The organism is Streptosporangium sp. G11 (genome assembly GCF_051192615.1).
Lineage (GTDB): Bacteria > Actinomycetota > Actinomycetes > Streptosporangiales > Streptosporangiaceae > Streptosporangium.
The window spans coordinates 315,544-340,766 of the sequence record NZ_JBPJUQ010000004.1 but is presented as its reverse complement, the minus strand read 5'-3'; the positions used below and the strand labels follow the sequence as shown (position 1 = coordinate 340,766).

Here is a 25,223-nt window from a genome sequence, read left to right as displayed (position 1 = left end):
AGATCCTGCCAGGGGCACACGGGCGACGAGGGCCGGTTCGACTTCAACCCGGTGAACCTATGCGGTCACGGCACTAGGGGCGAGAGAACCGCGTGCCGCCGCGTCACCGAAGCGGAGGGGACCGGGGCCGAGAAGGCCGGCTGAGGGCACGGGCTCCTCCGGGCGGACCGATCTTCGTACGGTATACGTTGTCGCGCCGGAGTCCGGTCAGGATTAGACTTTGCGTAACTGTCCGCGACGGGGCGTGGGCGTGACGATAGGCCGTAAAACGGGATGGTCAAGACGGGGTGGCGATGCCCTGCTCATGGCCTTTTGCTGGTGATGGCGGAAAGAAAGTCAAGCCCTACGGGCCTGGACGGTTCACTTATTCACCCCTGTTTGCGACCCTGGTCCTATCCCCTGTAGGGAGTGGCGATGCGGCGGTTCGGTTCGGCGCTGGCGGTTTTCGGAGGGCTCTCTTTGGCGATCGCCGGGGTGGCTCCCGCCCTGGCTCACGAGCACCCCAGCGGAATCACCGATCTGGTGACCCCCGCGGTGGTCAGGATCGAGGCGACGGCGCGTGTCGACATCACACTGCTCGACCACATCGGCGAGCTGGTCCACGTGGAGCGTTCCTACGAGGTGCCGATCGGCAGCGGCACCGGCACCGTGATCAACCCCGACGGCGGCATGGTCACCCTCACGAGGGTGGTCAAGACCGACCGCGACGTCCGGATCTACGCCGCCAACAAGATCTTCGCCGCCCACCACAAGGTCAAGATCGCCGAAGACTTCGAGCGGCACAAGCTCAAGGACGACCAGCTCGACCACCACCTGCAGGAGTGTTACCCGCCCAAGCAGCCCACCGCCACCTGCATCATCGACGTCACCACCGAGATCACGGTCTTCCCCAACATCGCCCCCGCCGACAAGGAGGGGTTCAAGGCCGAGGTCGTCCGCACCGGCGACAAGCCCGACAGCCCCGCGGTACTGAGGCCCGTCGGCCGCGCCGACGGGAGCGCGGGCCTGCCCACCGCCCCGCTCGCCGCCGCGGTGCCCGCCAAGGACGCCTCGCCGGTGGCGGTCGCGGGGTTCACCGGGCGGCCCGCCGCCAACCTGCCGGAGACCGTCGACATCGCCCATCTGCGGGCGGGCGGCGCCGGAGAGGGCGGCCGGGAGTTCAAGGACCCGGAGAACAAGGTCAACGAGCCGGAGAAGCTGGGCGCCCTGATCGACAAGGGCCTGCTCGGCGGCCCGGTGATCGAGGACAAGAAGGGCGAGGTCGTCGGCCTGCTGATCGGCGGTGGCAAGGACGCCCGGATGATCGGCATCCGTGAGGTCACCAAGGCCCTGGCCGAGGCGAACGTCGTACCCGCCCGGGGCCCGATCGACGCCGCCTTCGAGCAGGCGCTGACCCGCTTCCACACCCACTACTACGGAGACGCCGTCCCCGCCTTCCAGCGCGTACTGGAGCTCTACCCGGGCCACACCGTGGCGGCCGCGCACCTGAAGACGTCACAGGCCCAGCGCGGCACCGCCGAGGACGAGGCCACCAAGACGGCGGCCGCCTCCACCGACCAGCCCGGGGGCGCGCCCCTGTGGCCGTTCCTCGTCGGCGGCGGCCTGCTGGTGCTGGCCGTGCTGACCACCGCGATCCTGCTCTGGCGCCGCGGGTCGTCGGAGCCCGAGACCGAGCCGGAGCCGGAGCCGAGCCCGACCGCGGAGACCAGGCCCCCGATCCCGACCTCGCCACCGATACCGATACCGCCGCGGCCGGTCTTCGACGAGCGGGCCGACTCCACGGTCGTCGTCGGCCGGTCCTTCCCGGCGCTGCCCAAGATCTCCTCCACCACGCCCGGCCAGCCGGTCCTGGTGGCGCGCGACCCGGGTCACGACACGGCTCCCGGTCACAACACGTCCCCGGGTGCCACCACGGCGCCGGGTACGAAACCCGGCGACACGGTGGTGCAGAAATACTGCACGGGTTGCGGGATGCGGCTGGGCCCCGCCCACAGCTTCTGCGGCTACTGCGGCCAGCCGACCAAGGCGTGATGTCCATGAACGACAGGGCGCTGATCGGCCGGGAAGTGGCCGGCTACCAGATCGAGGACATCATCGGCAAGGGCGGCATGGCCGTGGTCTATCTCGCGATCGACCCCAGGCTCAACCGCCGGGTGGCGCTGAAGATCCTCAATCCGCTTCTCGGTGAGGACGACCGGTTCCGCCAGCGCTTCGTGCTGGAGTCGCGCACGGTCGCGAGCATCGACCACCCCAACATCATCCCGATCTACGAGGCCGACAGCGCCGACGACGGCACCCTCTACATCGCGATGCGTTACGTCGACGGCCCCGACCTGCGCAAGCTCTTCTACGACCGGGGGCCGATGCCGGTCAGCCAGGTCAGCCGGATCTTCGCCCAGGTGGCCGCCGGGCTCGACACCGCGCACGCCCACGACCTGGTCCACCGTGACGTCAAGCCCGCCAACATCCTGATCGCCGGCCACACCGAGGGCGACCACGCCTACCTCACCGACTTCGGCATCACCAAGCACCGCACGTCGATCTCCGGGCTGACCCAGACCAACCAGTTCATCGGCACTCCCCGCTACATGTCGCCCGAGCAGATCAACAAGGAGCACATCGACGGCCGCTGCGACCAGTACGGCCTGGCCTGCGTCGTCTACGAGGCCCTGTCCGGGCGGCTGCCCTTCCAGCGTGACAACGAGATCGCCCTGCTCTGGGCGCATCTCGCCGAGACCCCCACGCCGCTCACCACGCTCCGTCCCGAGTTGCCGCTCGAAGTCGACGGCGTCATGATGCGGGCCCTGGCCAAGTCGCCCGAGCAGCGCTACGACACCTGCGGCCAGTTCATCGCCGACCTGCGCGACGCGATCAGCGGCGCCGGCCACCCGTACCAGCTCGCGCAGGCCTCCCTGTCACGGACGGCACCGGCGGCACCGACGTCATCGGTGACGCGGACATCACCGTCGGCGTCCGAGACGACCGAGGCGTCCGGGAAGCGGAAGCCGAAGAAGCCCGCACCGGGCGGGAAGGGCATCCTCATCGGCGCGGCCGTGGCGATCACGGCGATCGTCGCGCTGGTGGCGGTGCTCGCGACGTTCCTGCGCGGCGGCGACACCTGGGCGGCGTACAAAGGCTCGTCCGCGGTGCCGGTCTCCTTCCAGTACCCCGGCACCTGGACCCTCCAGCCGCACGCCGACGTGTTCGTGGCGGCCTCGCCGAAGGTGGAGCAGTTCCGCGCGCTGTTCGCCACGCCGGTCACCGCCGACTGGGCCGCGGCGAACGAGATCATCAAGGACGCCCCCCAGGACGCCACCGGCCTCTACGCGCAGACGCTCGACACCCTCGACCCGCGAAGTGGCGCCAAGCAGCTGCAGGAGACCCTGCAGTCCTCGCTTCCCGGAACGGTCAGCGTCTTCTCCCAGGTCGTCCAGGTGAGCGTGGGCGGGCAGCCCGCCGTGCGCCTGCAGGGGACGATCGCCGACCCGCAGCGCGGCGGCCAGCTCGAATTCACCGGCTGGGTCGTCGACCGGCAGGACGAGCCCGCCCTCATGATTTACTTCTGCGCCTCCGGCAGGTGTGACGACGCGGTTGCCAACCGGTTCGTACGGAGTGTCTCGTTTCCGGCGTTCTGACGTGTTGACTTGTGTCCCACTTGTGAGCGGCTTGTCTGGGTGATTTGTCCTATGGGCAAGACGGTCACCAGGCTTTAGTCTCCCCGAATGACGGTTCTCCTCTCCCTTCGGCACCGGCGGGTACGGGCCGTTGACGCTCGACCCCGGAACGAGGAGGTGCCCAGTCGCCCGCCAAGGAGGAGAAGTGAACATCCGCATCGTGATCGCCGACGACCAGGCGATGGTCCGCGCCGGGCTGAAGCTCGTCGTGGAGAGCGAGCCCGGGCTGGAGGTGGTCGGTGAGGCACCCGACGGGATCGAGGCCCTCGCCGTGGTCCGCCGCACCAAGCCCGACATCGTGCTGATGGACATCTCGATGCCGCGCATGGACGGCCTCACCGCCGCCAGGCAGCTGCTGGGCCAGCCGGATCCGCCGAAGGTCGTCATGCTGACGACCTTCGACACCGACGAGAACCTCTACGCCGCGCTCCGCGCGGGGACCAGCGGGTTCCTGCTCAAGGTCTCGCCGCCCGAGCAGCTCGTGGAGGCCATCCGTGTCGTCATCGCCGGGGACGCCCTGCTCGATCCGGCCGTCACCACCCGCGTCATCGCCTCCTTCGCCGGACGCCACGACCCCGCGCCCCCGCCGCAGCTGGCCGAGCTCACCCCGCGCGAGCTGGAGGTGCTGCGCTCCCTGGCGCGCGGCCTGACCAACGCCGAGATCGCGGGGAAGCTCTTCGTCGGCGAGGCCACGGTCAAGACCCACGTGGCGCGGGTGCTGATGAAGCTTCACCTGCGCGACCGGGCTCAGGCGGTGGTGTTCGCGTACGAGTCGGGAGTGGTCCGGCCGGGAGCCGCCGTCGGATAGTACGAGATCCACTCCTCGCGGCCCATCCGGAGCGCCTTCACCCCGACCCAGCCGAGCGCGCCCGCAGTCGCCGCCCAGAACGGCACCGTCACGGGACCGTACTCGGTCACCATCGAGCCGACGGAGGAGAGTACGGCGACGAGCGGCACCGCCCAGTGCGCGAACCCGGCACGCCAGACCCCGATCAGCAGGACCGGCAGGCCGAAGACCGCGAAGAACAGCCACGGCATCTGGAAGCCGAAGACGATGCCGGGCAGGTCCAGCATCTCGCCGAGGATCCTCTCGCTCTCCGCGGGGGTGTTGTGCCGCCCGAGCCACCACTCCACCGGGTCGATCAGCAGCAGGGCCGACATGTTGACGTAGCCGAGGATGGTCAGGGCGCCCACGAGGTGCCCGAAGACCACGGCGCGGCGGCGCATCACGTGCAGCAGGCCGAAGACCGACAGGGCCATCAGCAGGTAGGACCAGTGGTACAGCACCGACTGCACCTGGGTCAGCGCGGGGTTGACGCCGTAGCTGACCATCTCGCGCTCGTCGCCCCAGGTGCCGGGGTCGATGACGACGGCGACGAGCTGGAGTAGCGGGGCGACGATCAGTAACACGCCGGAGACGATGCGCCGGAAGTCGGCGGAGTCTTTGAACATGGGGGGTCTCCTTGCCTGTGGGGGCCCTAGGGGCCTGTTAACCAGGAAGGTAGGCGGCGGTCCTCGGCCGGGTCGTCCGTCGCCGGGCTGACCCGATGTCCCTCTCGCGGGGTAAGAGGTTTTCCCCATGGACCGGTTCGAGGTATGAGGCATGCGTCTCGTACGGTCCGGGCCACGCCGCGTGAGGCCTGGTCGGGGTGAAGGGCCGGAAAGAGGCTGATGTGACGCCTTGGCGCCCCGGTTCAGTCGGCGCGGGCGTCGTGCGTCGCACGGTTGGCGAGCACATCGTCCATGTGCGTCTCGGCCCAGGCCTTGAGGCCGCGCATCATCTGGTGCAGTGAGAGACCGAGGTCGGTCAGCTCGTAGGAGACCGTGACGGGCACGGTCGGCGTCGCGGTGCGGGTGATCAGACCGTCACGCTCCAGGGAGCGCAGCGTCTGGGTGAGCATCTTCTGACTGACGCCGGCCAGCAGGCGGGACAACTCCGAGTAGCGCATCGACCGGGGCTCACCGGCGCAGTCGGCGCCGAACCGATGCGAGCCGTCGCTGCCCAGCGCGGACAGGACCAACGTGACCCACTTGTCGGAGAGCCGGTCGAGCAGCTTGCGGCTGGGACATCCCGCCAGGAAGGCGTCGTATTCCGCCTTGGACTGCGCCCTCTTCTGGGCCGCCGTCATCGTCGCCATCGACCGCTCCTCAAACCGGTGGGTGCCTTACGAACTCGGAAGTGCGTACTTCCCGTCAGGAAGTTACCTCTCCATAGTGAAGCAGGCATCCGTCAGGCACCGGCATCGCCTGGCTCGACACTGAAACCAGAGGTATGAGCATGCTCTCCACTTCCCTTCCCGGCGGCACCTGGACACTGGGCGACCTGACCGTCACCCGGTTCGGCTACGGCGCCATGCAGCTCGCCGGCCCCTGGGTCATGGGACCGCCCGCCGACCACGACGGCGCCCTCGCCGTTCTCGGCGAGGTCGTCGACCTCGGCATCACCCACATCGACACCAGCGACGCCTACGGGCCGCACGTCACCAACCGGCTGATCCGTGAGGCGCTGCACCCATACCCCGAATCGCTGCACATCGTGACCAAGGTCGGCTCGACCCGCGACCGGCAGGGCGGCTGGCCCCCGGCCCGAAAGCCGGAAGACCTGCGCCGGGCCGTCCACGAGAACCTTGAGAACCTCGGCCTCGAGGTGCTCGACCTGGTCAACCTCCGGATCGGCAACGCCGAAGGGCCCCAGCCCGGCTCGCTCGCCGAGCCGTTCGAGACGCTCGTCGAACTCCAGCGGCAGGGTCTGATCCGGCACCTCGGAGTGAGCACCGCGACGGCGGAACAGGTCGCCGAGGCACAGGCGATCGCGCCGATCGTGTGCGTGCAGAACATGTACAACCTCGCGTACCGCCAGGACGACGAGCTGATCGACAGGCTCGCCGAACAGGGCATCGCCTACGTGCCCTACTTCCCGCTCGGCGGCTTCAGCCCACTGCAGTCCTCGGCGCTCTCGGCCGTGGCCGCCCGGTTGGACGCGACGCCGATGTCTGTCGCCCTGGCCTGGCTGCTGCAGCGGTCGCCGAACATCCTGCTGATCCCCGGCACCTCGTCCACGGCACACCTGCGCGAGAACATCGCCGGGGCGGGACTCTCGCTCTCCGGCGAGGACCTCGCCGCGCTGGACAAGATCGGCCAGTGACGGGCGCCGGGTCCGCACCGACGACACCGTCTGGTTCCGTCTGGTTCCGCGGCGATCCGCAGTACGGCAGGCTCCGGCCCCCAGGTGCGGGGGCCTGTTCACCGTCCCGCGACCAGGCGCTGAGGTTCGAGAAGGCCGTTCGTGCGGCGGCGGCGCCGTTCGCCGGATGATCGGCGGTATGCCGGACCGGGCGATCGCGGCAGGCCCCGTGTCCCAGGACCTGCCGGTTGGACGTGCTCTCAGCCCGTGCCGGGGACGATGGCGGTCTTCTCCTTGAAGTCGTAGCCGTTCTTCAGGCCGTTCTGCCGCAGGTTGTCGAAGGACTTCCTGCTGGCCTCAAGGTCGGCCTGGGTCGCGGTGCCGTTCCTCAGCTTGGCGGTCAGGTTGCTGAAACTGTCGGTGACCGCTTTGACGCCCTTGCACATTGTCGGGTTGGCCAGGGCGAAGCGCCTGGCGACCTTCAGCTCGTGAAGGGTGAAAAGACCGGCCGCGGCGGCTTTCGCGAAGGTCCGCTTCCGCTTCTCCGCTCCGGCCTTGAAACCACCGCTCTGTAGCGGTTTGTAGATATAGCGATAGAAAGCCCCCAGTGCGAGACCCGCGTGCAGTGCGAAGCGGGTCTTGGCGAACCTCTTGGTGTTGGCGCCGACCGGGCACTCCTCCGCGGTGTACTCCAGGTCGGTCCCCGCCGCCGGGAGGTCCACGGCGGGCGGGGCACCCGCCGCGGGCGGGGCGGCCGCGGGCGCCGACTTCGTGGCCACGATGGCTTCGTGCTTCACGGCGGTCGGCCTGTCGCCGCCGCAACCGCCGAGCAGTGTCACAGCCAGCAGTGCCGCTGCCGGGACGGCAACGGACCGGGCACTCCGTACAGGCATCTTCCCTCCTGGAGAGCGTTCGCAGGGTCTTCGTAACTTTCGTCCTCTTTGTACCCTTTGTGGTTGCTTCGACACGTTCCGTGAAGTGGATGGTCTCTCTCGCGGGGAGCGTGTGGCCCGTGGGTGTCCGCGCGCGCTGGAGTGCTCGGCGGTCGTCGACGGCCGTGAGATCCGGCTGGACGAGGGTTGTCGAGCGTGCGCACCCGCCGGAGTGGGTCGCCGCTCCGGGTTCCATGGGACACGGTGTCTTGATCACAAGTAATCGCTTGTTTACTTCTGGTCGTTTTGGACGCGAAAAAACAGGGTGCAGATTCACTTTCTTCGACTAACGTCGCCAATGCCCTTATGTCGCCCTTAATGCGGACATCGCCCCCTTGGCTCTCCGTAGGCGACGTATTTGGCATCCCCTGACGAAAGGCAACTGGTGCGGTACCGTCTTGCCCCCATTGCGGTGGCTGCCGTTTTTTCCCTTCCATTCATTTCGCTGTCGACTCCCGTACAGGCTCACGTCAAGCCGTGCCACGGCACCGGCACGGACGGCGCGGTGCAGAGTCCCGTTGAGATCGACCGTTCGGCGGCGTGCCCGGGCACCCCGTCCGCGCTCGCCGTCCACTACCCGCACAGTATCGACGGGACGCTTCTCTTCCAGGACAAGCCCCCGCTGAAAGAGGCGAGCGAGCACGACGACGTCAGGTTCGTCATCGGCGCCGGGGGTCCCCAGCCGTACATCACCTACGGCGGCCAGCGCTACAACCTGAACAACGTGCACTTCCACGGCCACGCCGAGCACAAGTTCGCCGGCCAGCCCTTCGCCCCCCTTGAGGCTCACTTCGTCCACGAGCGGGCGACCGGGCCGAAGGGCTACGTGGTCTTCTCGGTCCTCATCGACGCCAAGACCTTCCACGGCCTGTCCCAGCACGACCGCCTGATCAAGTCGCCCCCCGCTCTCGGCGAGTCCAGGAGCGTCCACGGCGTCGACCTCAAGGCCCTGCTGCCCGACAGCCGCGCCACCTACCGCTACACCGGCTCCCTCACGACGCCGGACGAGACCGGTTCCTACTTCCAGCCGGTGAACTGGATCGTCTTCAACCAGCACGCGAAGGCGCACCGGAACAACATCCAGTCGTACAGGTCACTGTGGGGCCCGGAGGGCAACCACCGGGAACTCCAGGAGAACGACCCGGAGCCCAACATCTACTCGTACCGCTGACACCTGTTCCGGGTTCGCCCCGATGTGACGACCACGCCGACCGAGGTACGCCTCGGTCGGCGTGGTCGTTTCACGAGCTTGGGTGGGATGGGTCGCGTACGCGGGGGCGACGGTTCGTATGCCGCTGCCGGGCCGGTGGGGGGCATTCGTCGGACTGGTCGAGCCGGTCGACGCCGTCATCGGCCTGCTCGACCAGTCCGACGAATGACCCCCGTCTGACCCCCTCCACGCGGCCCGCCCCTCCCTCGAGGCCTTGATCTTTACTTTCTGGCCCATAAGGGATGCGTCAAAATGGGCATAGATTGTGTATATTTTTCGTTGCCAACTCTCATCTGAAGGAGGATTTATCGTGACGGCTTTCCCGCGGGTACTGTTCGACGAGGCACACAACGAGTCGTGGACCATCCGGCGGGACGTGGCCGAGACGATGAATCCCGGCCATCCCGACGACAGCAGCTACGCGCGCGCCGCGGGCCTGCTGCGCGGGCTGGGGCACGTCGTGGACGCGCACGTCGAGGGCCCGCTCACCCCGGGCCTGCTGAGCGCGCGGGACGTGCTGGTGATCGCGCACCCCTCCGCCGACCAGTGGGAGCACACCACCGGGCTGGGCAGCCCCGTCCTCCCCGTCGAGGAGCTCGACGCGATCGAGGAGTACGTCCGCGACGGCGGCGGCCTGGTCGTGATGGCCGAGTACGAGCAGGAGAAGTACGGCAGCAACCTCACCGAGCTGCTCGCGCGCTTCGGCGTGGGCGTCGAGCACACCCTCGTCCGGGACCCCGGGAGCGCCCACAACGGCGTGGCCTCCTGGGTCCTGGGCACCCCTCGGAGCGTCGCGGACATTCCGGGAGACGGGCAGGACCTGCTCGCCGGGGCCCGCCGCGCCTGCTTCTACCGGGCCGGGACGCTCACCGCCCCCGACCACGCGACCGTCCTGTTCACCACCTCTCCCACCGCGACCCCCGCGAACCGCCCGCTGGCGGTGACCGTACGGCACGGCGAGGGCCGCGTCGTGGTGATCGCAGACTCCGACCTGTTCGGTGACGACTCGATCGGCGACTACGACCACGCCGCGCTCTGGGGCAACCTCGTCACCTGGGCCGCCCGCGTCCCCACCCCGGCGGTCACCGGGGCCTCGGTGACCGAAGACTCCGAGGCCCGTGCCGAGTTCCAGGGACTCAAGGAGGCCGTCGAGGCGCTCAGGCCGCTGCAGGTCAAGGACGGCTCGGTCCCGGAGGAGAGCGACAGGCCGCGGGCCGCCGAGCTGGTCTCCGCGATCGCCGGGCACGTCGAGCGGCTCGCGCCGCGCTTCCCGCACGACGCCGCCTACCTGGCCGCCGTCGTCGCCGACCTCCGCAAGTGGGCCGACCAGGGGCTGGGCGTCCCCGACTTCCTCGACGCGCTCGACGCCTTCCACCCCGACACCCAGCGGGTGGACGGCCTGGAGCACCTGGTCGTCTTCCCGATGTACACCCAGAACGGCACCACCTTCCGTCACATCGAGGCCGTGTGGATCCGCACGATCTGGCCCGACTGGCTGGCCGAGCTGGAGCGGACCGGCTACGACAACCCGATGTTCGTGCCGATCGCCTTCGAGGACTTCACCTCCGGCTACGACACCAACTCCGCGGTGCTCTTCCCCGAGACCGTCGCCGTCCGCGAGACCCCGGCCCGCTTCACCTGGGGCGGGATCTTCGCCGACCGGGAGGCCGCCAGGTTCCGCGCGGTGAGCGGGGCCGCCGCGGCCACGCTGAAACTGGCGCTGCCGCCGGACGCGGCCAGGCTGATCGCGTCGCAGGAGCTGGCCCAGGACACCTTCGTGCTCTGGGACCTGATCCACGACCGCACCCACAGCCACGGCGACCTGCCGTTCGACCCTTTCATGATCAAGCAGCGCATGCCGTACTGGCTCTACTCCCTGGAGGAGCTCCGCTGCGACCTGACCGCGTTCGGCGAGGCCGTGAAGCTGGAGCGGGAGGGCGTGCCGCACGCCCGCTACGTCCAGCTGGCGATCCTGTTCGACCGGCTGTTCCGCTTCCCGATCACCGGTGACCGGGTCCGTAACTACGACGGCCTGGGCGGGCAGCTGCTCTTCTCGTACCTGCACCGCAACGACGTCGTCCGGTGGACCGACAACCGGCTGAGCGTCGACTGGGACCGGCTCGCCGGGGGCGTCGCGGACCTGCGGGGCGAGGTCGAGAAGCTCTACCGGGACGGCATCGACCGCTCCAAGCTCGCCCACTGGCTGGCCGCCCACCAGCTGGTCGCCGCCTACGTCGAGCCGAACCCCGCCTCGGTCTGGGCCCGCGGTGTCGGCGCCCTGCCCGTCGAGGGGTTCCCCAAGGCCGTGGTGGACGCGGTGCTGCCCGACGAGTTCCCCCTGAGCATGTTCTACGAGGCCCTGCGCCGTAAGCTCGGCGATGTCGTCGACTCCACGAAGGGCATCCGAGCATGATCATCCTTGTCACCGGTGCGGGCGGTCCCGCCGGTCAGGCCGTCGTCCGCAGGTTCACCGGCCAGGGCCACACGGTGATCGGCGTCGACAAGAGCGGCGCCGAGGGGTCCCTGACGGTCGACCTGCTCGACGCCGACGCCGTCGGAAGGCTCGCGGCGGACGTGGCGGCCGAGCACGGCAGGGTGGACGGGATCGCGCACCTGGTCGGCGGCTGGCGCGGGTCCAAGACCTTCGCCGAGACGTCGCTGGACGACTGGGCGGTCCTGCACGACCTGCTGATCCGTACCCTCCAGCACGTCACGCTCGCCTTCGAGCCGCTGCTCAAGGCCAGCGAGCGCGGCCGGTTCGCCATCGTCTCCGCGAAGGCGGCCGAGCGCCCCACCCAGGGCAACGCGGCGTACGGCACGGCCAAGGCCGCCGCCGAGGCGTGGACCCTGGCCTTCGCCGACGCCCTGGAGGGCACCGCCGCCACGGCGAACATCCTGGTCGTCAAGGCGCTCGTGCACGAGGGCATGCGCGAGGCGAGCCCCGAGCGCGCGTTCCCCGGCTTCACCGACGTCGACGAGGTCGCCGAGGCGATCGACGACCTGTGGAGGACCGACGCCAACGGCACCAGGATCGACCTCACCACCCGGACGAACGAGGGGGGGAAGGCCACGTGACGGACGCCGTCCGCAGACACGATCCGCTGGTGAAGGGCTTCGCCAGCGACAACTACGCCGGGGTCCACCCGGAGATCCTCCAGGCGATCGCGCTCGCCAACGGGGGCCACCAGACCGCGTACGGCGACGACGTCTACACCGCCGCGCTCCAGGAGGTCTTCGCGAGGCACTTCGGCCCCACCGCCGAGGCGTGGCCGATGTTCAACGGCACCGGCGCCAACGTGGTCGCGCTCCGCTCGATGACCGCCCACTGGGAGGCGGTGGTCTGCGCGGAGTCGGCGCACATCCACACCGACGAGGGCGGCGCCCCCGAGCGGTCGGCGGGGCTCAAGCTGCTGCCGGTCGCCACCCCGGACGGCAAGCTCACGCCCGAGCTGATCGACAGGCAGGCGTGGGGCTTCGGCGACGAGCACCGGGCACAGCCCAAGGTCGTGTCGATCACCCAGACCACCGAGCTGGGCACGCTCTACACGCCGGAGGAGATCGGGGCGATCTGCGACCACGCCCACGACCTGGGCATGGTCGTCCACCTCGACGGCGCCCGCGCGACCAACGCCGCCGCCGCGCTGGACGTGCCACTGCGCGCGTTCACCACCGACGTGGGCGTGGACGTGCTCTCCTTCGGCGGGACCAAGGCCGGTCTGATGTTCGGCGAGGCCGTCGTGGTGCTCAACCCCGGCGCCGTGCGCGGCCTGCGCTATTTGCGCAAGAGCGCCATGCAGCTCGCCTCCAAGATGCGGTTCGTCTCGGTGCAGTTCGAGGCCCTGCTGGCGGGCGACCTGTGGCTGCGCAACGCCCGCAACGCCAACGCCATGGCCCTGCGGCTCGCGGACGCCGTGCGGGACGTGCCCGGGGTGGAGATCCCGCGTCCCGTGCAGGCCAACGCGGTCTTCGCGATCCTGCCCAGGGACGTGACCGAGCGCCTGCAGAAGCGCTTCCGGTTCTACACCTGGAACGAGGCCACCGGCGAGGTCCGCTGGATGACCGCGTTCGACACCACCGAGGCCGACGTGGACGCGTTCGCCGCCGCTGTGGCGCAGGAGCTGGGCTCACCGGTGTGAGCGGGCGCGGCCCGGGTCCGTGGCGGGCCGCCGAGAGACGGAATCGCCGACCGGTCCCTGCCGTGCGCCGAACGGCCGCCGGTGAACGGCCGCCGCGCATCGGCGGTCGTTCTCGCGTTCCGGGCGTGTTCCCCGTACGACCCCCGTGCGACCGGCGTGGCCTTCCACGGGGCGGGGAGCGGCCGGGGCCCGGGGGCCGCCGGCCTGGTGTGAGGCCTGCCGAAGAGCCGGCGTGAGGCCCGTCGTGAGGGTGCCCCCGGGTCTCAGTTCTTGTGGCCCGTCTCGTGCTCGTACGCGGTCAGCTGCTGTTCAAGGGCCTTCATCAGCTCGAACACCTGGCTCGGGGGGATGCGGATCCGGCTGACGATCCGGGTCGGCACGCTCACGAAGTGCTGCCCCGAGGAGGGGTCGTTGGCCAGCTGGGGCGGTCTGGTGATCACCGCGAAGTCAAGGACGAACCCATCCTGGGTGTGCCACACAGAGGCGAAGTTGGCATACTGCCCCATTTCCACCTCGGCGGAGATGCTCACCTCCAGGCGGTTCTCCGGCTCGTCGTTCACCATTCTCTTTCCTCCGGCCAGGTTGGCTCCATGCTGCCCTGGCCGGAAACCGGCCGCACAGGGACGCGCCGACGCTACTAAAGGATGGAAGGCAGCCGCTGGGCGCCGCGCTGCCGCAACATGTCGGTCATCAACTCGATCTCACCAGTCTGACCGTCGACGATGTGCTGTGCCATGGTGGCCACCTCTTCACGGTCGGACAGTTTCAGCAGACCCCCGCCCATCTGCACGCCGCCCTCGTGATGGCGGATCATGAGTTGCAGGAAGAGGATCTCCTGGTCCTTGCCTGTGGCCTCGCGGAGCTTTTTGAGCTCGTCCTCACTTGCCATACCGGGCATCGCGGCGGGCGCGTCCGGTGTTACAGCGTGCCCCCCGCCGTGACCGGCCATCCACGTCATCGGGGGACGCTCGCTCGACTGGTTGAGGCCCCACTGCTGCAACCAGCCCGTGAAGATGCCGCGCTGGGCCGTCTGCGTGACGATGATGTCGTAGGCCAGCCGCCGGAGCGCGTCGTCCTCGCTCCCGTCCCTGGCGATGAAGGCCATCTCGACGGCCTGGGCATGGTGAACGGACATGTCGCGGGCGAAGCCCGCCTCCGACGAGGCGTCGGTCGGGGTGGTCGTCCGCCCCACCACCAGCAACAACGCGACCGCCGCGACCAGGCAGCCGAGCAGCACGCCGACCGCCGCGCCACGCCCTGACCTCGCGCCATCTTTAACCGGGGTTTCCATTACCAGCCCAGAGTACCCACTGTCGGGAATCGTCGCTGTATCACGCGTTGTCATCCCCTTATTCTCCACATACGCCGGTAGGGCATAGGGTGACCCGAAGTTGTTTGCCGGCTGGAGGGTTGATGACCAAGGAAAAGGCGCAGGCGAGGCGTGAGCACCTCACCCGTATGCGTGATGAGCAGAAGCGCAAGGAGCGTAGGGCCGCGTTCCTGATGTGGGGTGCCGGAGGTGCCGTCGTCGTGCTGCTCGTCGCGGTCGTCGCCTTCTACATGGTCAACGAGCGGGCCACGACCTCGCTGGACAGCGTCGTCACCGCGAAGTACGCCGGTAGCCAGCACACCCAGACCAAGGTGACGTACAAGGAGACCCCGCCCATGGGCGGTGAGCACAACCCGGCCTGGCAGAACTGCGGTATCTACGATCAGCCGATCAACAACGAGAACGCCGTCCACGCCATGGAGCACGGCGCCGTGTGGATCACCTACCAGCCGGACCTCCCCAAGGCGGAGGTGGACAAGCTGAGGGAACTGGCCACCAAGGACTACATGCTCCTGAGCCCGTACCCGGGCCTGCCCTCCAAGGTCGTGGCCAGCTCCTGGAACAACCAGATCAAGCTGGACAGCGCGAGCGACGGGCGCCTGAACAGGTTCATCACCAAGTACAAGAACGGCCCGGACACCCCCGAGCTCGGCGCGTCCTGCAGCGGGGGCGTGGGCACCACCACCGCCGAGGCGCCCATCCCGGCGACCGCGCCCAGCCAGAACCCGTCGGCCGCCCCCGACGCGTCCCCGGCTCCCAGCGCCCCGGCCACCGATGCTCCGGCCACCGACGCCCCGGCTCCCAGTGGCACCCCGGCGCCCTGATCGGCCGGTGCCGACACCGGTGACGCCGTCCTGACGAGGCGTCCCGGCCGCTAGACCCGCAAGACGCGTTCCAGGGGCACCGCCTCCAGCCCGTGAGCCTCGGCCACGGGCAGGCTGGTCAGGTGCCCCTCGTGCGTGTTCAGGCCCAGTGCCAGCGCGGGGTCGCTCCGAAGGGCCTCCCGCCAGCCCAGGTGGGCGATCGCGAGCGCGTAGGGGAGGGTCACGTTGGTCAGCGCGTACGTCGAGGTGTGCGGGACCGCGCCCGGCATGTTGGCCACGCAGTAGAGCACCGAGTCGTGCACCCGGTACGTCGGCCTGTCGTGGGTGGTGGGCCGGGAGTCCTCGAAGCAGCCGCCCTGGTCGATGGAGATGTCCACCAGGACCGATCCCGGCTTCATCCGCGAGACGAGCTCGTTGTCGACCAGTTTGGGCGCCTTCGCTCCTGGTATCAGCACCGCGCCGATGACCAGGTCCGCGTTCAGCACCGCGCGCTCGATCTCGTACGTGGAGGAGGCGAGGGTCCTGCAGTGGCCCTTGTAGATCATGTCCGCCTGGCGGAGCCTGTCGATGTTGCGATCCAGCAGCACCACCTCCGCCTGCATGCCGAGCGCGATGACCGCGGCGTTCATGCCGGAGACCCCTGCGCCGATCACGACCACGTTGGCCGGGTGCACGCCCGACACCCCGCCCATCAGCACGCCGCGCCCGCCGCCCTGGCGCATCAGGTGGTACGCCCCCACCTGCGGGGCGAGCCGTCCGGCGACCTCCGACATGGGGGCCAGCAGGGGCAGGAAGCCGTTCGCGTTCTGCACGGTCTCGTAGGCGATGCCGGTGACCCCGGCGTCGAGCATGGCGCGGGTGCACGCCGACGAGGCCGCCAGATGCAGATAGGTGAAGAGCACCTGGCCCTTGCGCATCCGGTGGTACTCCTCGGAGACCGGCTCCTTGACCTTCAGGACCAGCTCTCCCGCGGCCCACACGTCGTCGGCCGAGTCGAGGATGGAGGCTCCGGCGCTCTGGAAGTCGGCGTCGGGAATGGAAGACCCCGCCCCGGCGTCTTTCTCGACGAAGACCTCATGGCCGTGCCTGACGAACTCGTGGGTCCCTGCCGGGGTCAGCGCCACGCGATATTCGTGGTTCTTGACCTCACGGGGAACGGAGATTTTCACGGCTCCTCCAAGGTGGGCGCGTGTCATCTTCTTCACTGTGCGTTCCCCGAAAGGGAGTGACCACGCGCAAGGTGGCAGGAATGGGGTCGGGTTAATGACATTCCGTCAGCGGTTGTCGACGTTCGCCCTCCCGGGGGTCGTCGTGACGTGCGGGGTTACCGGCTCCCCGCGCCGATCGGTAGGCTCGCCGCGAACAGGTGCGAGGAATACGGGGATATGACGATGGGGATACACGCGGGGCAGGGTGGGCCGCCCGTACCGCAGGGACCTCCAGCCGGGTCTGACGACCCCTCTGACGCGTCGTGGTCCTCCTCCGGCTCCTATGACGCGTTCACCCCGCCGGGGCGCTCTGGAGCCTCGTCCGGCGGACGGCACGCCCGCGGCGCGGAGAAACCGGGCGACGCCCCCCTCGGTGGCCCCGGTGGCCCCGGTGGTCCCGGTGGTCCCGGTGGCCCCGGTGGTCCCGGTGGCCCCGGTGGTCCCGCGGGCTTCGACGAGCCCGGTCGTGACGATCGGGGTTTCGGCGGCCCCGGCGGTTCCGGTCCGGGCGGCTCCGGCTTCGACGCCTTCGGCGGTCCCGCTCCCGGTGGCTCTGACTTCGATGCCTTCGGTAATAAGCGCTCTGGTTTCGATGCCTTCGGCCCCGGGGGTACGAGGGTCGGCGATCCCGGCTACGACGACCTGGGCCCCACCGGTACGAGGGTCGGCGATCCGGTGCCGATCGGCCCGGATCTCGGCGGGCAGGGTTTCGGCGGTCCGGGCGGCCACGGTCCGGGCGGCCACGGTCCAGGGGACCACGGTCTGGGCGGTCACGGTCCGGGTGGCTCGTTCCCCGAGGGGCCTGGCGGCCCCGGTTTCGACGTCACCGAGCCCGTTGTCGAGCCCGTCGGCGAGCCGGGACCCGGTGCGCCCGGGGCCGGCGTGCCCGGGGGAGCGCCCGGGACCGGCAGGAAGCGAGCCGGAGAGCCGTCCGATGGAGCGCCCGGCGTGCCCAGGGCGAGCCGGGTCACCACCGTGATCCTGGTGACCACCCTGGTCGTCGTCGTGCTGATCACCGGCGTGCTCGCCACCATCGCGGTGCTCATGACCCGCAACCCCGACATGCCGCTCGGCGCCACGCCGCCCAGGCGGCTGGCGACCCCCATCCACTTCGCCCCGGTGACCGAGGCGAAGGTCGGCCCCTGCACGGTCCCGGAGACCTATCCCGACGACCTCGGGCAGAACTGCTACTCGGTCGCCGCCGGGGTCACCGTGAACGCCGTACGGAAGATCGAGGCGATCCAGGAGAAGAGCGGCGCCTATTCGGTCAGGATCGCGTTCGCGCCCGCCTTCCGCGAGCAGATCAGCGACCTGACCGCGGACGCGGTCAACGAGGACGACCCGGTCAGGCAGCAGATCGCGATCGTCGTGGGACAGAAGGTGGTGGCGGCCCCCCGGGTCGCCCAGGCGATCACCGACGACAGCCTGAGCATCGCCGGTTCCTTCACCAAGGAGCAGGCGGACGCGATGGTCGTCAAGCTGCTGGGCTCCGGCGCCGTCGTCCCTCAGCCGACGGACGGCACGCAGCCGAGCGCGTCGGTCTTCACCCCGCCGGCCGACCCGGGCGCGAACCAGCCGGCGAACCCTCCCGCGAGCCAGCCGGTGAACCCCCCGGCGAGCCAGCCCGTGACGCCTCCGGCGAGCCAGCCCGTGAGCCCCCCGGCGACCAACCCGGCCGCCACGAACACCGGGGCCGGCACGAACCGCCCGGCGGACACCACCGGGGACACCTCGGGGAACGCGGCCGGCCAGGGCGCCGACCGCAAATTCCCCAGCTGCAAGGCCGCGAGGGAGAACGGGTACGGCCCCTACACCCGGGGCACCCACGAGGAGTACCAGTGGTACATCGACGGGGACAAGGACGGCGTCGCCTGCGAGCTGGGCGACGCCGGCTGACGCGGCACTCCCTCCGGCACGGCGGGGATCACCCGTCCAGGGCGATGTCATGGGGGCGGATGGGCACCCTGGGCAGCCGCAGGCCGGTGGCGGCCCGTACGGCGGCGGCCACCGCGGGGGTGGACGAGAGCGTGGGCGGCTCGCCCGCGCCGCGCAGGCCGTAGGGGGCGTTCGGATCGGGATTCTCCATGATCGACAGCCGCATGGGCGGCATGTCGAGGATGGTGGGGATCAGATAGTCGGTGAACGAGGGGTTGAGCACCAGCCCGTCGCGGACCTGGATCTCCTCCATCAGCGCCAGCCCCAGCCCCTGGGCCGAGCCGCCGTGGATCTGCCCCTCCAGCGCGAGCGGGTTCATGATCCGTCCCACGTCCTGGACGGCCGCCAGCTCCACCACCTTGACCAGGCCGAGCTCCACGTCCACGTCCACCACGGCCCGGTGGACGCACAGGGCGAGCTGGGTGTGCGAGTCGCCCTGCCCGGTGAACGGGTCCATGGGGAAGGTGGGCCGGTGCCGGTACTCCCTGGTCTCCTCCACCGCCCCGGCCCGCTCCAGCGCGGCCACCAGCGACGACCCGTCGGCCCTCAGCTTGTCCAGCCGCTCCCGCACGGCCTCGCAGGCCGCCCTGACCGCGCCGCCGGTGACGTACGACTGGCGGGACGCCGACGAGGATCCGGACGACCCGACCGACGTGTCCGCCTGTGCGACCGTCACCGCGTCGATCCCCAGCTCGGTCCTGGCGATCTGCTCCTGGATCATCAGCAGGCCCTGTCCCACCTCGGCCGCCGCCGTGTGCACCAGGACGTGCGGCTCGCCGCCGATCAGCTCCACCCTCACCCTGGCGGTCGAGTGGTCGTCGAAGCCCTCGGAGAAGCAGATGTTCTTGATGCCCACGCCGTACCCCACGCCGCGCCGCACCCCCTCGCCGTGGGTGGTCTGCGAGACGCCGCCGGGCATGTCCAGCAGGTCGGGGGCGTCCGAGGCGTCCGGCGCGGCGGGCAGCGGCATCGCGGCGAGCTCCCTGAGCATCTCGGCCAGCGGCGCGGGCGAGTCGATCACCTGCCCGGTGGCCAGCGCCGACCCCTGGGAGACCGCGTTGCGGATCCTGACCTCGACCGGGGAGATCCCGCACGCCTCGGCCACCCTGTCCATCTGCGACTCGTACGCGTAGCAGGCCTGTACGGCGCCGAAGCCGCGCATCGCGCCGCAGGGCGGGTTGTTGGTGTAGACGCCGTAGGCGTCGATCCACACGTTGTCCACCTCGTACGGGCCCACCCCCAGGGAGGCCGCGTTGCCGACCACGGCGGGAGAGGTGGAGCAGTAGGCGCCGCCGTCCAGGAGGATCTCCGCCCTGACGTAGAGCAGCCTGCCGTCGAGGGTGGCGCCGTGCTCGTAGCGCATCCGGGCCGGGTGGCGGTGGACGTGGCCGTAGAAGGACTCCTCGCGGTTGTAGACGATCTTCACGGGGCGGCCCGTACGCAGCGCCAGCATGCACGCGTGGACCTGCATGGACAGGTCCTCGCGGGCACCGAAGGCCCCGCCCACCCCGGCCAGCGAGAGCCGTACCTTCTCCTCGGGCAGTCCCAGGCACGGCGCGATCTGCTCCCGGTCGGAGTGCAGCCACTGCGTGGCGATGTACAGGTCCACCCCGCCGTCCTCGGCCGGTACGGCCAGCCCGGACTCGGGGCCGAGGAAGGCCTGGTCCTGCATGCCGACCTCGTACTCGCCGGTGACGACCACGGGGGCCTCGAACGTGGAGCCCACCCGGACCGGCTGGTGGCGCAGCACGTTGCCGTGCTCGTGGACCGTGGGGCAGGAGGTGTCGAAGGCGGCGCGGCGCGGGTCGGTGACGGCCTCGCGGACCTCGTACTCCACGACGACGGCCTCGGCCGCCCGCCTGGCGCGCTCGGGATGGTCGGCGGCGACCAGCACGACCGGCTCGCCCTGGTAGCGGACCTGGTCGACGGCGAGCACCGGCTGGTCCCTGTGGTCCAGGCCGTAGAACTTCGCGCCCGGCACGTCCTCGTGGGTGAGCACCGCGTAGACGCCGGGCATGGCCAGCGCGGGACCGACGTCGATCGAGCGGATCCACGCGGACGGGTGCGGGCTGCGGAGGGTGACCCCCCAGATCATGTCCGCCAGGTACAGGTCGGAGGAGTAGGCGAACTCGCCCGTCACCTTCAGCGTCCCGTCGGGACGCAGGACGCTCTCGCCGACGCCTCTGTGCTGCCGCGTTTCGATGCCGCTCATTCCAGCAGTACATCAGCCGGGCCCGGAGCGGGACAGGGCAGAGGCGACGAAACACCGGGTGGGCCGGTCGGCAACTGTTGCCGCGGCGTCCGGCTCCGGCGACGCCCGGCGGCTACGGGGCCGCCCGCCCGGCCGCTACGGGGCCACCTGGTACGGGGCCGGCCGCCCGGCCGCCATGGGGCCGCCTCTACGGGGCCGCCCGCCCGGCCGTGACCGGCTTCGCGGACGCGGCCAGGATCGTCGACTCCTCCTCCGCCATTTTCTCCACCTGCGGGTTTCCCAGCGCGCGGGCGATCGAAAGGGAGAGCGCCAGGTAGTCCGAGGCCCGGTCCGTCTCGCCGAGGAGGCGCGCGGAGCGAGCCAGGCCGAGCAGCATGTACGGCTCGGCGATCTTGAGCTTCACGGCCCGGGCGCAGTCGAGACCGTCCTCGAACGAGCCTCTGGCCGACTCGGGGTCTCCCCGGTCGAGGTGGACGCGGCCGAGCTTCTCGTGCACGGCCGCCTCCTGGTATCTGTTGCCGTCCCGGCGGCACTTGGACAGGGCCTCCTCCAGCACCGCCAGCGCCTGGCCGGTGCGGCGCATGCCGTGGTACGCCGAGCCGATCACGGTGAGGGCGAAGTGCTCGCCGGACGTGTGACCGGCCTGCATCGTGACCCTCCGCTGCGCCTCGCCATAGCGGAGAGCCTTCTCGTAGCGGCCCAGTTCGAGATAGTTCATGGCGAGACTTCCCAGCGCCTTCTGCTCGCCGTGCAGGTCGGAGAGGCGCCGGGAAAGGACCAGCTGCCGCCGGATGTGGTTCTGGGCCTCCTCGAGGCGGCCGACCATGTTCAGGGCGTTACCCAGGTGGTTGTGCGCGTTCGCCTCGATGCGGTGGTCCTTCAGCCGCCGCCCGACGGAGAGCGCCTGCCGGTTGAGGGTATGGAGCTGGGCGGGGAGACCCGCGTGCTGGAGGTGCCAGAAGAGCGCGAAGGCCAGGGCGGTGCCGAGGCGCGCGATCCGCTCCCCGGGGGCGCTCATCGCCTGGGAGGCGGCGGAGACGAGGTTGGCCTGCTCCCGGTCGAGCCAGTCGCGGGCCTGCAGGCCGGAGCCGAGCGGCAGGAGGTTCGCGCCGAGATCCAGATCCGTCGGCACGACGCGGGGGTAACCGCACAGTTTCACGGCCAGGAGAGTGGTCCCGAGGTAGAGGCTCAGCGCCCGGTCCAGCGCGGCGTCGCGGTCGGCCTCGGTCTCCTCCCGGGTGACCTGCTCCTTGGCGAACAACCGCACCAGGTCGTGCAACCGGTATCCCCCGGGCTCGTCCATCTCCGCGAGGTGCGCGTCGACCAGTCGTTCCATGGCGTGCTCCGCCGTGTCCACGGGGACGTCCAGCAGGGCGCCGACGACGTGCGCCGTCACATCGGCCGTCTGCAGCACGCCGAGCGCGCGCAGCGCGCGGGCGGCCGTCCGGTCGAGGTGGTGGTCGCTGCCGGCGAGCATGTCGTAGCTGACCGCCAGGCTGGATCTCACCGCGAGATCGCCGGCCGCCAGTTCCCGCAGCCGCCCGCGCTCGTCGTCCAGCCGGCTGACCAGATCGGTCACCTTCCAGCGCGGCCGGTTCGCCAGCCGGGCCCCCGCGATGCCGACGGCCAGCGGCAGGTCTCCGCAGAGGTCGATCAGGCGCATCGTCGCCCGGCTGTCGGCGGCGGCCCGATCCGCCCCGATCAGCTTCGCGAGCATCGCGGAGGACTCGGTCCGCCGCATCCCGGAGATCGGCACGCGGGCGCAGTCGTCGAGCAGGGTGAAGCTCTCCCGGCTGGTCGTCAGGATCGCGTTGCCCATCGGTACGGACAGCAGCGGGCGGATCTGGGCCAGGTCGGCGGCGTCGTCCAGCACGACGAGGATCTCGCGGCCGTCGAGCTCGCCGCGCCACAGCGCCGCGGCCTCGTCGACGTCGGCGGGGACGGCGTGCGGGGACGTGCCGAGGTCGCGCAGGAACCTGCCGAGCACCTCGATCGGCTGGAGCCGTTTCATGCCCGGTGTCGCCCCGCGCAGGTTCACGTACAGCTGCCCGTCGGGGAAGCGGTCACGGACCATGTGCGCGGCCCGGACCGCCAGGGTCGACTTGCCGGATCCCGGCGCTCCGGTGATCGCGACGACGTGATGGGGCGGGGCACCGTCCCGGGGGGAGAGCAGCGCGTTCAGCCGGACGAGCTCCTCCGCGCGCCCGACGAAGTCGACGGGGTCGCGTGGCAGCTGGCGGGCCACCTTCGTCCCCGCGGCCGTACGGCCACTCGCCCCCGGGGCCCTCGGCCCGCGGGCGTCCGGCTCGGCGGAGGATCCGGAAGAGGACCCGGCGGAGGAGACCGGCCCCGGGGAGGGGAGGTGCGCCGAGGGGAGGCCGAGCAGGGGGTCGGCGCGCAGGATCAGCTCGTGGCACCTGCGGAGGCTCTCGTGCGGCTGGATGCCGAACTCCTCCACGAGCAGGCGCCGGGTCTCCTGATAGACCCTCAGGGCCTCCACCTGCCGGCCGCAGCGGTAGAGCGCGATCATGTAAAGCTCGCGGAGCCGCTCGCGCAGCGGATGCTCGGAGGTCAGGAGGGCCAGCCGCGCGGCGGCCTCCTGGGGACGCCCGAGCAGGAGCAGTAGATCCGTGTGCAGTTCCAGCGCGGTCAGGCGCAGCTCGCTCAACCTGTGCCGCTCGAACTCGGCGAACGGGCCGGGAATCCCGCTCAGGCAGGTGCCCCGCCACAGTTCCACGGCCCTGTCCAGGGAGCGCATGGAGGTCTCGTACGCGCTCTCCGCGTGCGCTTTCCGCGCCAGGTCGAGACGCTGTTCGAACACCAGGGCGTCCACCTGCTCCGGAGCGAGCCGCAACGAGTATCCGCCGGAAACGGAGACCAGCACGCTCGAAGGCCTCCGCGGATCCCGGTCGGGATCCAGGGCTCTCCTCAGCCCGGACACGTACGTGTAGACGCTCTGCCCGGCCGTCTTCGGCGGGCTCTCTCCCCACACCCCGTCGATGAGCCTGTTCTTGGTGACCACCTGCCCGGCGTTGGCCGCCAGGACGCAGAGGACGGCCTGCTGCCTGGGCTCTCCCAGGTCAAGCCTGCGTGAACCCCTCCGGCCGGTCACGGGCCCCAGAATGTCAATGCCGAGTTTCCCCGCCGGGAGGTTCCCCTCGCCGGGAGCGGTGGCGTGCGTCTCGTCCATCAGACCTCCACGCGGTCGGGCAGGGCGCAGCGAAGTCGTGAAGAAAACCCTATCCGACGAGTTTGTACCGCAGGATTTCCCGCGAATCCGCCTAGACGATCCCCGCCTTGGCGATACGGACTCCCGCCTGGAGCCTGCTCTGCGCCCCGATCCGCTTCATGGCGTTGGCCATGTGGCGGCGTACGGTACGGGAGGTCAGTCCGAGCTGCCGGCCGATCATCTCGTCCGTCATGCCCTCCGCGGCCATTCTCAGGACGGTCTTCTCCTGCTCCGTCAGCGAGAACGGCGCCTTCCCCTCGCGGGGCCGCGGTTCGGCGCGTGACCAGACGCGCTCGAACAGGTCTCCCAGCAACGAGACCAGCGCGGGGGCGCGCACCACGGTCATCCGGGACGCGTGGCCCGTCATGGCGACACGGTCGTCGATCACCAGGAATCTCTCGGAGATCAGCGGGTCGACCCTCAGCTCCACGGACTCGGGAAGATCGGCCGCCGCCTCGTACGGCGAGTCGACGACGATCCTCGTCCGCACGCCCGGCGGGATGGCGGCCGAATCGAAAATCTGGAGGAACCCGGGGTTCCTTCCCGGCGCGGGAAGGAAAACGGCTATCGTCCGCCTCGCGGACGAGCAGAGGGTTCCGGCGTCGTAGCGGACCGGGGATCTCTCTCCGGTGGAGGGCGAGGCGGGCAGGAAGTGGTTCATGCGCCCCTCGTGGACCGAGCCGGACCGGACGCGCCCGTGTTCCTCCCGGCCGGCGCCGCCGGGCCGCGCCGCGACGGCTTCCCGAGGCGTTCCGCGGCGGGGGGGACGAGGGAGGGGTGGCGAGCCGCACGCGCCGGGCATCCGCCGCCGCCGTACGCGCGTGAGGGGGAGTCTCCCATCGACGATCCCTCCGTCCTGTCGCTCCCGGTCCTGTCGCTCCCGGTCCTGTCGCTCCCGGTCCTGCCGTCCTCGGTCCCGTCGTCTCCGGCCCTGTCGCCCTAGGTTCCGTCGTCCCCTGTGACACGGGAGGCGCCCGGAACGGTTTTCTCCAGCCGGGACCGGAGAAACGAAATCCCCGCCGCCGGCCTCCGCCGGGTCTTTCCGGAATTCTCGCCGTCCACTGTCGCAGGCTCTTCTAGAGATCACCTAGAGACGCCCGCGGGTGCGCGGGCGCGGGCCGCGTGCGCCGGGGCGGAAGCCCGGAATCCGAGGGAGCCGAGGCGGAGGCGGGCATGCGGGCGGATCGTGATCGCGGTTTCCCGCGGGCGGATCATGCCTCCCGGGCTTTCCCGCGGGCGGGCCGCATTGCGGGTTTTCCCCGAACCGACTTGGCTGAAAGCTTTCTTTGTGCCCATCACAAACCAGCCGTCCGCCTTCTGAGAATCCGGCTGACCGCTTTAGGACATCGACTTGATAGTGGATTAACTCAATGTATTTTTTCAGGTAATGGCTGGTTTAAAAACGGGAG

20 protein-coding genes are annotated in these 25,223 nt (G+C 70.2%); 11 read left to right on the top strand and 9 right to left on the bottom strand.

Translation table 11 applies throughout. The features are described from left to right. Nucleotides 1-414 precede the first annotated feature (414 nt). The 3 genes from ACSDR0_RS06805 to ACSDR0_RS06795 all read left to right on the top strand — a co-directional run bounded on the left by ACSDR0_RS06805 (nucleotide 415) and on the right by ACSDR0_RS06795 (nucleotide 4,482). The gene (locus ACSDR0_RS06805) at nucleotides 415-2,031 is read left to right on the top strand and encodes a hypothetical protein (RefSeq protein ID WP_435287868.1); all 1,617 of its coding nucleotides are present in this window, start codon (nucleotides 415-417) and stop codon (nucleotides 2,029-2,031) included. A 5-nt stretch (nucleotides 2,032-2,036) separates the two neighbouring features. After that, the gene (locus ACSDR0_RS06800; RefSeq protein WP_435287867.1) at nucleotides 2,037-3,635 is read left to right on the top strand and encodes a serine/threonine protein kinase; all 1,599 of its coding nucleotides are present in this window, start codon (nucleotides 2,037-2,039) and stop codon (nucleotides 3,633-3,635) included. Between the two features lie 184 nt (nucleotides 3,636-3,819). Further along, nucleotides 3,820-4,482 (top strand): response regulator, encoded by a 663-nt coding sequence (locus ACSDR0_RS06795; protein WP_435287866.1) that lies wholly within the window; start codon nucleotides 3,820-3,822, stop codon nucleotides 4,480-4,482. Here the strand turns inward: ACSDR0_RS06795 and ACSDR0_RS06790 are convergent. Together ACSDR0_RS06790 and ACSDR0_RS06785 are read right to left on the bottom strand one after the other, a co-directional pair. Beyond that, nucleotides 4,422-5,126, bottom strand: a complete 705-nt coding sequence (locus tag ACSDR0_RS06790; RefSeq protein ID WP_435287865.1) for a hypothetical protein — start codon at nucleotides 5,124-5,126, stop codon at nucleotides 4,422-4,424. The two genes, ACSDR0_RS06795 and ACSDR0_RS06790, sit on opposite strands and share 61 nt — an antisense overlap. Nucleotides 5,127-5,368: 242 nt before the next feature. Continuing rightward, complete coding sequence (locus ACSDR0_RS06785; protein ID WP_435287864.1) at nucleotides 5,369-5,812, bottom strand: winged helix-turn-helix transcriptional regulator; 444 nt, start codon at nucleotides 5,810-5,812, stop codon at nucleotides 5,369-5,371. 140 nt (nucleotides 5,813-5,952) lie between these two features. On the opposite strand from ACSDR0_RS06785, the gene ACSDR0_RS06780 reads away from it, so the two are divergent. Continuing rightward, nucleotides 5,953-6,819 (top strand): aldo/keto reductase family oxidoreductase, encoded by an 867-nt coding sequence (locus ACSDR0_RS06780; RefSeq protein WP_435287863.1) that lies wholly within the window; start codon nucleotides 5,953-5,955, stop codon nucleotides 6,817-6,819. A gap of 239 nt (nucleotides 6,820-7,058) precedes the next feature. On the opposite strand, the gene ACSDR0_RS06775 is transcribed toward ACSDR0_RS06780, so the two are convergent. Then, complete coding sequence (locus tag ACSDR0_RS06775; RefSeq protein ID WP_435287862.1) at nucleotides 7,059-7,691, bottom strand: hypothetical protein; 633 nt, start codon at nucleotides 7,689-7,691, stop codon at nucleotides 7,059-7,061. Nucleotides 7,692-8,235: 544 nt separating this feature from the next. Between ACSDR0_RS06775 and ACSDR0_RS06770 the strand changes: the two genes are divergently transcribed. From ACSDR0_RS06770 to ACSDR0_RS06750, 5 genes are all read left to right on the top strand, one after another. Beyond that, nucleotides 8,236-8,901, top strand: coding sequence for a carbonic anhydrase family protein (locus ACSDR0_RS06770; RefSeq protein ID WP_435287861.1), 666 nt, complete (start codon nucleotides 8,236-8,238; stop codon nucleotides 8,899-8,901). 82 nt (nucleotides 8,902-8,983) lie between these two features. After that, nucleotides 8,984-9,109, top strand: a complete 126-nt coding sequence (locus tag ACSDR0_RS06765) for a hypothetical protein (RefSeq protein ID WP_435287860.1) — start codon at nucleotides 8,984-8,986, stop codon at nucleotides 9,107-9,109. Nucleotides 9,110-9,250: 141 nt separating this feature from the next. Next, a complete protein-coding gene (locus ACSDR0_RS06760) occupies nucleotides 9,251-11,353 on the top strand; it encodes a DUF6421 family protein (RefSeq protein WP_435287859.1) in 2,103 nt (700 codons plus the stop codon). Beyond that, complete coding sequence (locus tag ACSDR0_RS06755) at nucleotides 11,350-12,015, top strand: SDR family NAD(P)-dependent oxidoreductase (protein ID WP_435287858.1); 666 nt, start codon at nucleotides 11,350-11,352, stop codon at nucleotides 12,013-12,015. The genes ACSDR0_RS06760 and ACSDR0_RS06755 overlap by 4 nt, the downstream gene beginning before the upstream one ends. After that, nucleotides 12,012-13,076 carry a threonine aldolase family protein gene (locus ACSDR0_RS06750; protein ID WP_435287857.1) on the top strand — a complete coding sequence of 355 codons (1,065 nt, stop codon included), beginning with the start codon at nucleotides 12,012-12,014 and terminating at the stop codon, nucleotides 13,074-13,076. The genes ACSDR0_RS06755 and ACSDR0_RS06750 overlap by 4 nt, the downstream gene beginning before the upstream one ends. 263 nt (nucleotides 13,077-13,339) lie before the next feature. On the opposite strand, the gene ACSDR0_RS06745 is transcribed toward ACSDR0_RS06750, so the two are convergent. Continuing rightward, entirely contained in the window at nucleotides 13,340-13,639 is a 300-nt protein-coding gene (locus ACSDR0_RS06745) for a DUF3467 domain-containing protein (protein WP_329092600.1), read from the bottom strand. Between the two features lie 74 nt (nucleotides 13,640-13,713). Beyond that, nucleotides 13,714-14,367 (bottom strand): DUF305 domain-containing protein, encoded by a 654-nt coding sequence (locus ACSDR0_RS06740; protein WP_435287856.1) that lies wholly within the window; start codon nucleotides 14,365-14,367, stop codon nucleotides 13,714-13,716. Between the two features lie 122 nt (nucleotides 14,368-14,489). Between ACSDR0_RS06740 and ACSDR0_RS06735 the strand changes: the two genes are divergently transcribed. Beyond that, entirely contained in the window at nucleotides 14,490-15,230 is a 741-nt protein-coding gene (locus ACSDR0_RS06735) for a DUF3105 domain-containing protein (RefSeq protein WP_435287855.1), read from the top strand. A gap of 50 nt (nucleotides 15,231-15,280) precedes the next feature. On the opposite strand, the gene ald is transcribed toward ACSDR0_RS06735, so the two are convergent. Further along, complete coding sequence (gene ald / locus ACSDR0_RS06730; protein ID WP_435287854.1) at nucleotides 15,281-16,399, bottom strand: alanine dehydrogenase; 1,119 nt, start codon at nucleotides 16,397-16,399, stop codon at nucleotides 15,281-15,283. A 216-nt stretch (nucleotides 16,400-16,615) separates the two neighbouring features. Between ald and ACSDR0_RS06725 the strand changes: the two genes are divergently transcribed. Then, nucleotides 16,616-18,334: an excalibur calcium-binding domain-containing protein gene (locus tag ACSDR0_RS06725; protein WP_435287853.1), complete on the top strand. Its 1,719-nt coding sequence runs from the start codon at nucleotides 16,616-16,618 to the stop codon at nucleotides 18,332-18,334. 28 nt (nucleotides 18,335-18,362) lie between these two features. On the opposite strand, the gene ACSDR0_RS06720 is transcribed toward ACSDR0_RS06725, so the two are convergent. The 3 genes from ACSDR0_RS06720 to ACSDR0_RS06710 all read right to left on the bottom strand — a co-directional run bounded on the left by ACSDR0_RS06720 (nucleotide 18,363) and on the right by ACSDR0_RS06710 (nucleotide 24,475). Next, on the bottom strand, nucleotides 18,363-20,585 hold the full coding sequence (locus ACSDR0_RS06720) for a xanthine dehydrogenase family protein molybdopterin-binding subunit (protein ID WP_435287852.1): 2,223 nt from the start codon (nucleotides 20,583-20,585) through the stop codon (nucleotides 18,363-18,365). A 187-nt stretch (nucleotides 20,586-20,772) separates the two neighbouring features. Then, nucleotides 20,773-23,775 (bottom strand): BTAD domain-containing putative transcriptional regulator, encoded by a 3,003-nt coding sequence (locus ACSDR0_RS06715; protein WP_435287851.1) that lies wholly within the window; start codon nucleotides 23,773-23,775, stop codon nucleotides 20,773-20,775. A gap of 91 nt (nucleotides 23,776-23,866) precedes the next feature. Beyond that, complete coding sequence (locus tag ACSDR0_RS06710; RefSeq protein ID WP_435287850.1) at nucleotides 23,867-24,475, bottom strand: helix-turn-helix transcriptional regulator; 609 nt, start codon at nucleotides 24,473-24,475, stop codon at nucleotides 23,867-23,869. Nucleotides 24,476-25,223: the final 748 nt, after the last annotated feature.

What these genes read in the sequence shown, in the direction of transcription:
- ACSDR0_RS06725 (WP_435287853.1), top strand. Translation starts at nt 16,616, where the DNA reads ATGACGATGGGGATACACGCGGGGCAGGGTGGGCCGCCCGTACCGCAG.
- ACSDR0_RS06745 (WP_329092600.1), bottom strand. Translation starts at nt 13,639, where the DNA reads ATGGTGAACGACGAGCCGGAGAACCGCCTGGAGGTGAGCATCTCCGCC.
- ACSDR0_RS06740 (WP_435287856.1), bottom strand. Translation starts at nt 14,367, where the DNA reads ATGGAAACCCCGGTTAAAGATGGCGCGAGGTCAGGGCGTGGCGCGGCG.
- ACSDR0_RS06715 (WP_435287851.1), bottom strand. Translation starts at nt 23,775, where the DNA reads ATGGACGAGACGCACGCCACCGCTCCCGGCGAGGGGAACCTCCCGGCG.
- ACSDR0_RS06785 (WP_435287864.1), bottom strand. Translation starts at nt 5,812, where the DNA reads ATGGCGACGATGACGGCGGCCCAGAAGAGGGCGCAGTCCAAGGCGGAA.
- ACSDR0_RS06755 (WP_435287858.1), top strand. Translation starts at nt 11,350, where the DNA reads ATGATCATCCTTGTCACCGGTGCGGGCGGTCCCGCCGGTCAGGCCGTC.
- ACSDR0_RS06805 (WP_435287868.1), top strand. Translation starts at nt 415, where the DNA reads ATGCGGCGGTTCGGTTCGGCGCTGGCGGTTTTCGGAGGGCTCTCTTTG.
- ACSDR0_RS06735 (WP_435287855.1), top strand. Translation starts at nt 14,490, where the DNA reads ATGACCAAGGAAAAGGCGCAGGCGAGGCGTGAGCACCTCACCCGTATG.
- ACSDR0_RS06790 (WP_435287865.1), bottom strand. Translation starts at nt 5,126, where the DNA reads ATGTTCAAAGACTCCGCCGACTTCCGGCGCATCGTCTCCGGCGTGTTA.
- ACSDR0_RS06720 (WP_435287852.1), bottom strand. Translation starts at nt 20,585, where the DNA reads ATGAGCGGCATCGAAACGCGGCAGCACAGAGGCGTCGGCGAGAGCGTC.
- ACSDR0_RS06775 (WP_435287862.1), bottom strand. Translation starts at nt 7,691, where the DNA reads ATGCCTGTACGGAGTGCCCGGTCCGTTGCCGTCCCGGCAGCGGCACTG.
- ACSDR0_RS06800 (WP_435287867.1), top strand. Translation starts at nt 2,037, where the DNA reads ATGAACGACAGGGCGCTGATCGGCCGGGAAGTGGCCGGCTACCAGATC.
- ACSDR0_RS06780 (WP_435287863.1), top strand. Translation starts at nt 5,953, where the DNA reads ATGCTCTCCACTTCCCTTCCCGGCGGCACCTGGACACTGGGCGACCTG.
- ACSDR0_RS06710 (WP_435287850.1), bottom strand. Translation starts at nt 24,475, where the DNA reads ATGAACCACTTCCTGCCCGCCTCGCCCTCCACCGGAGAGAGATCCCCG.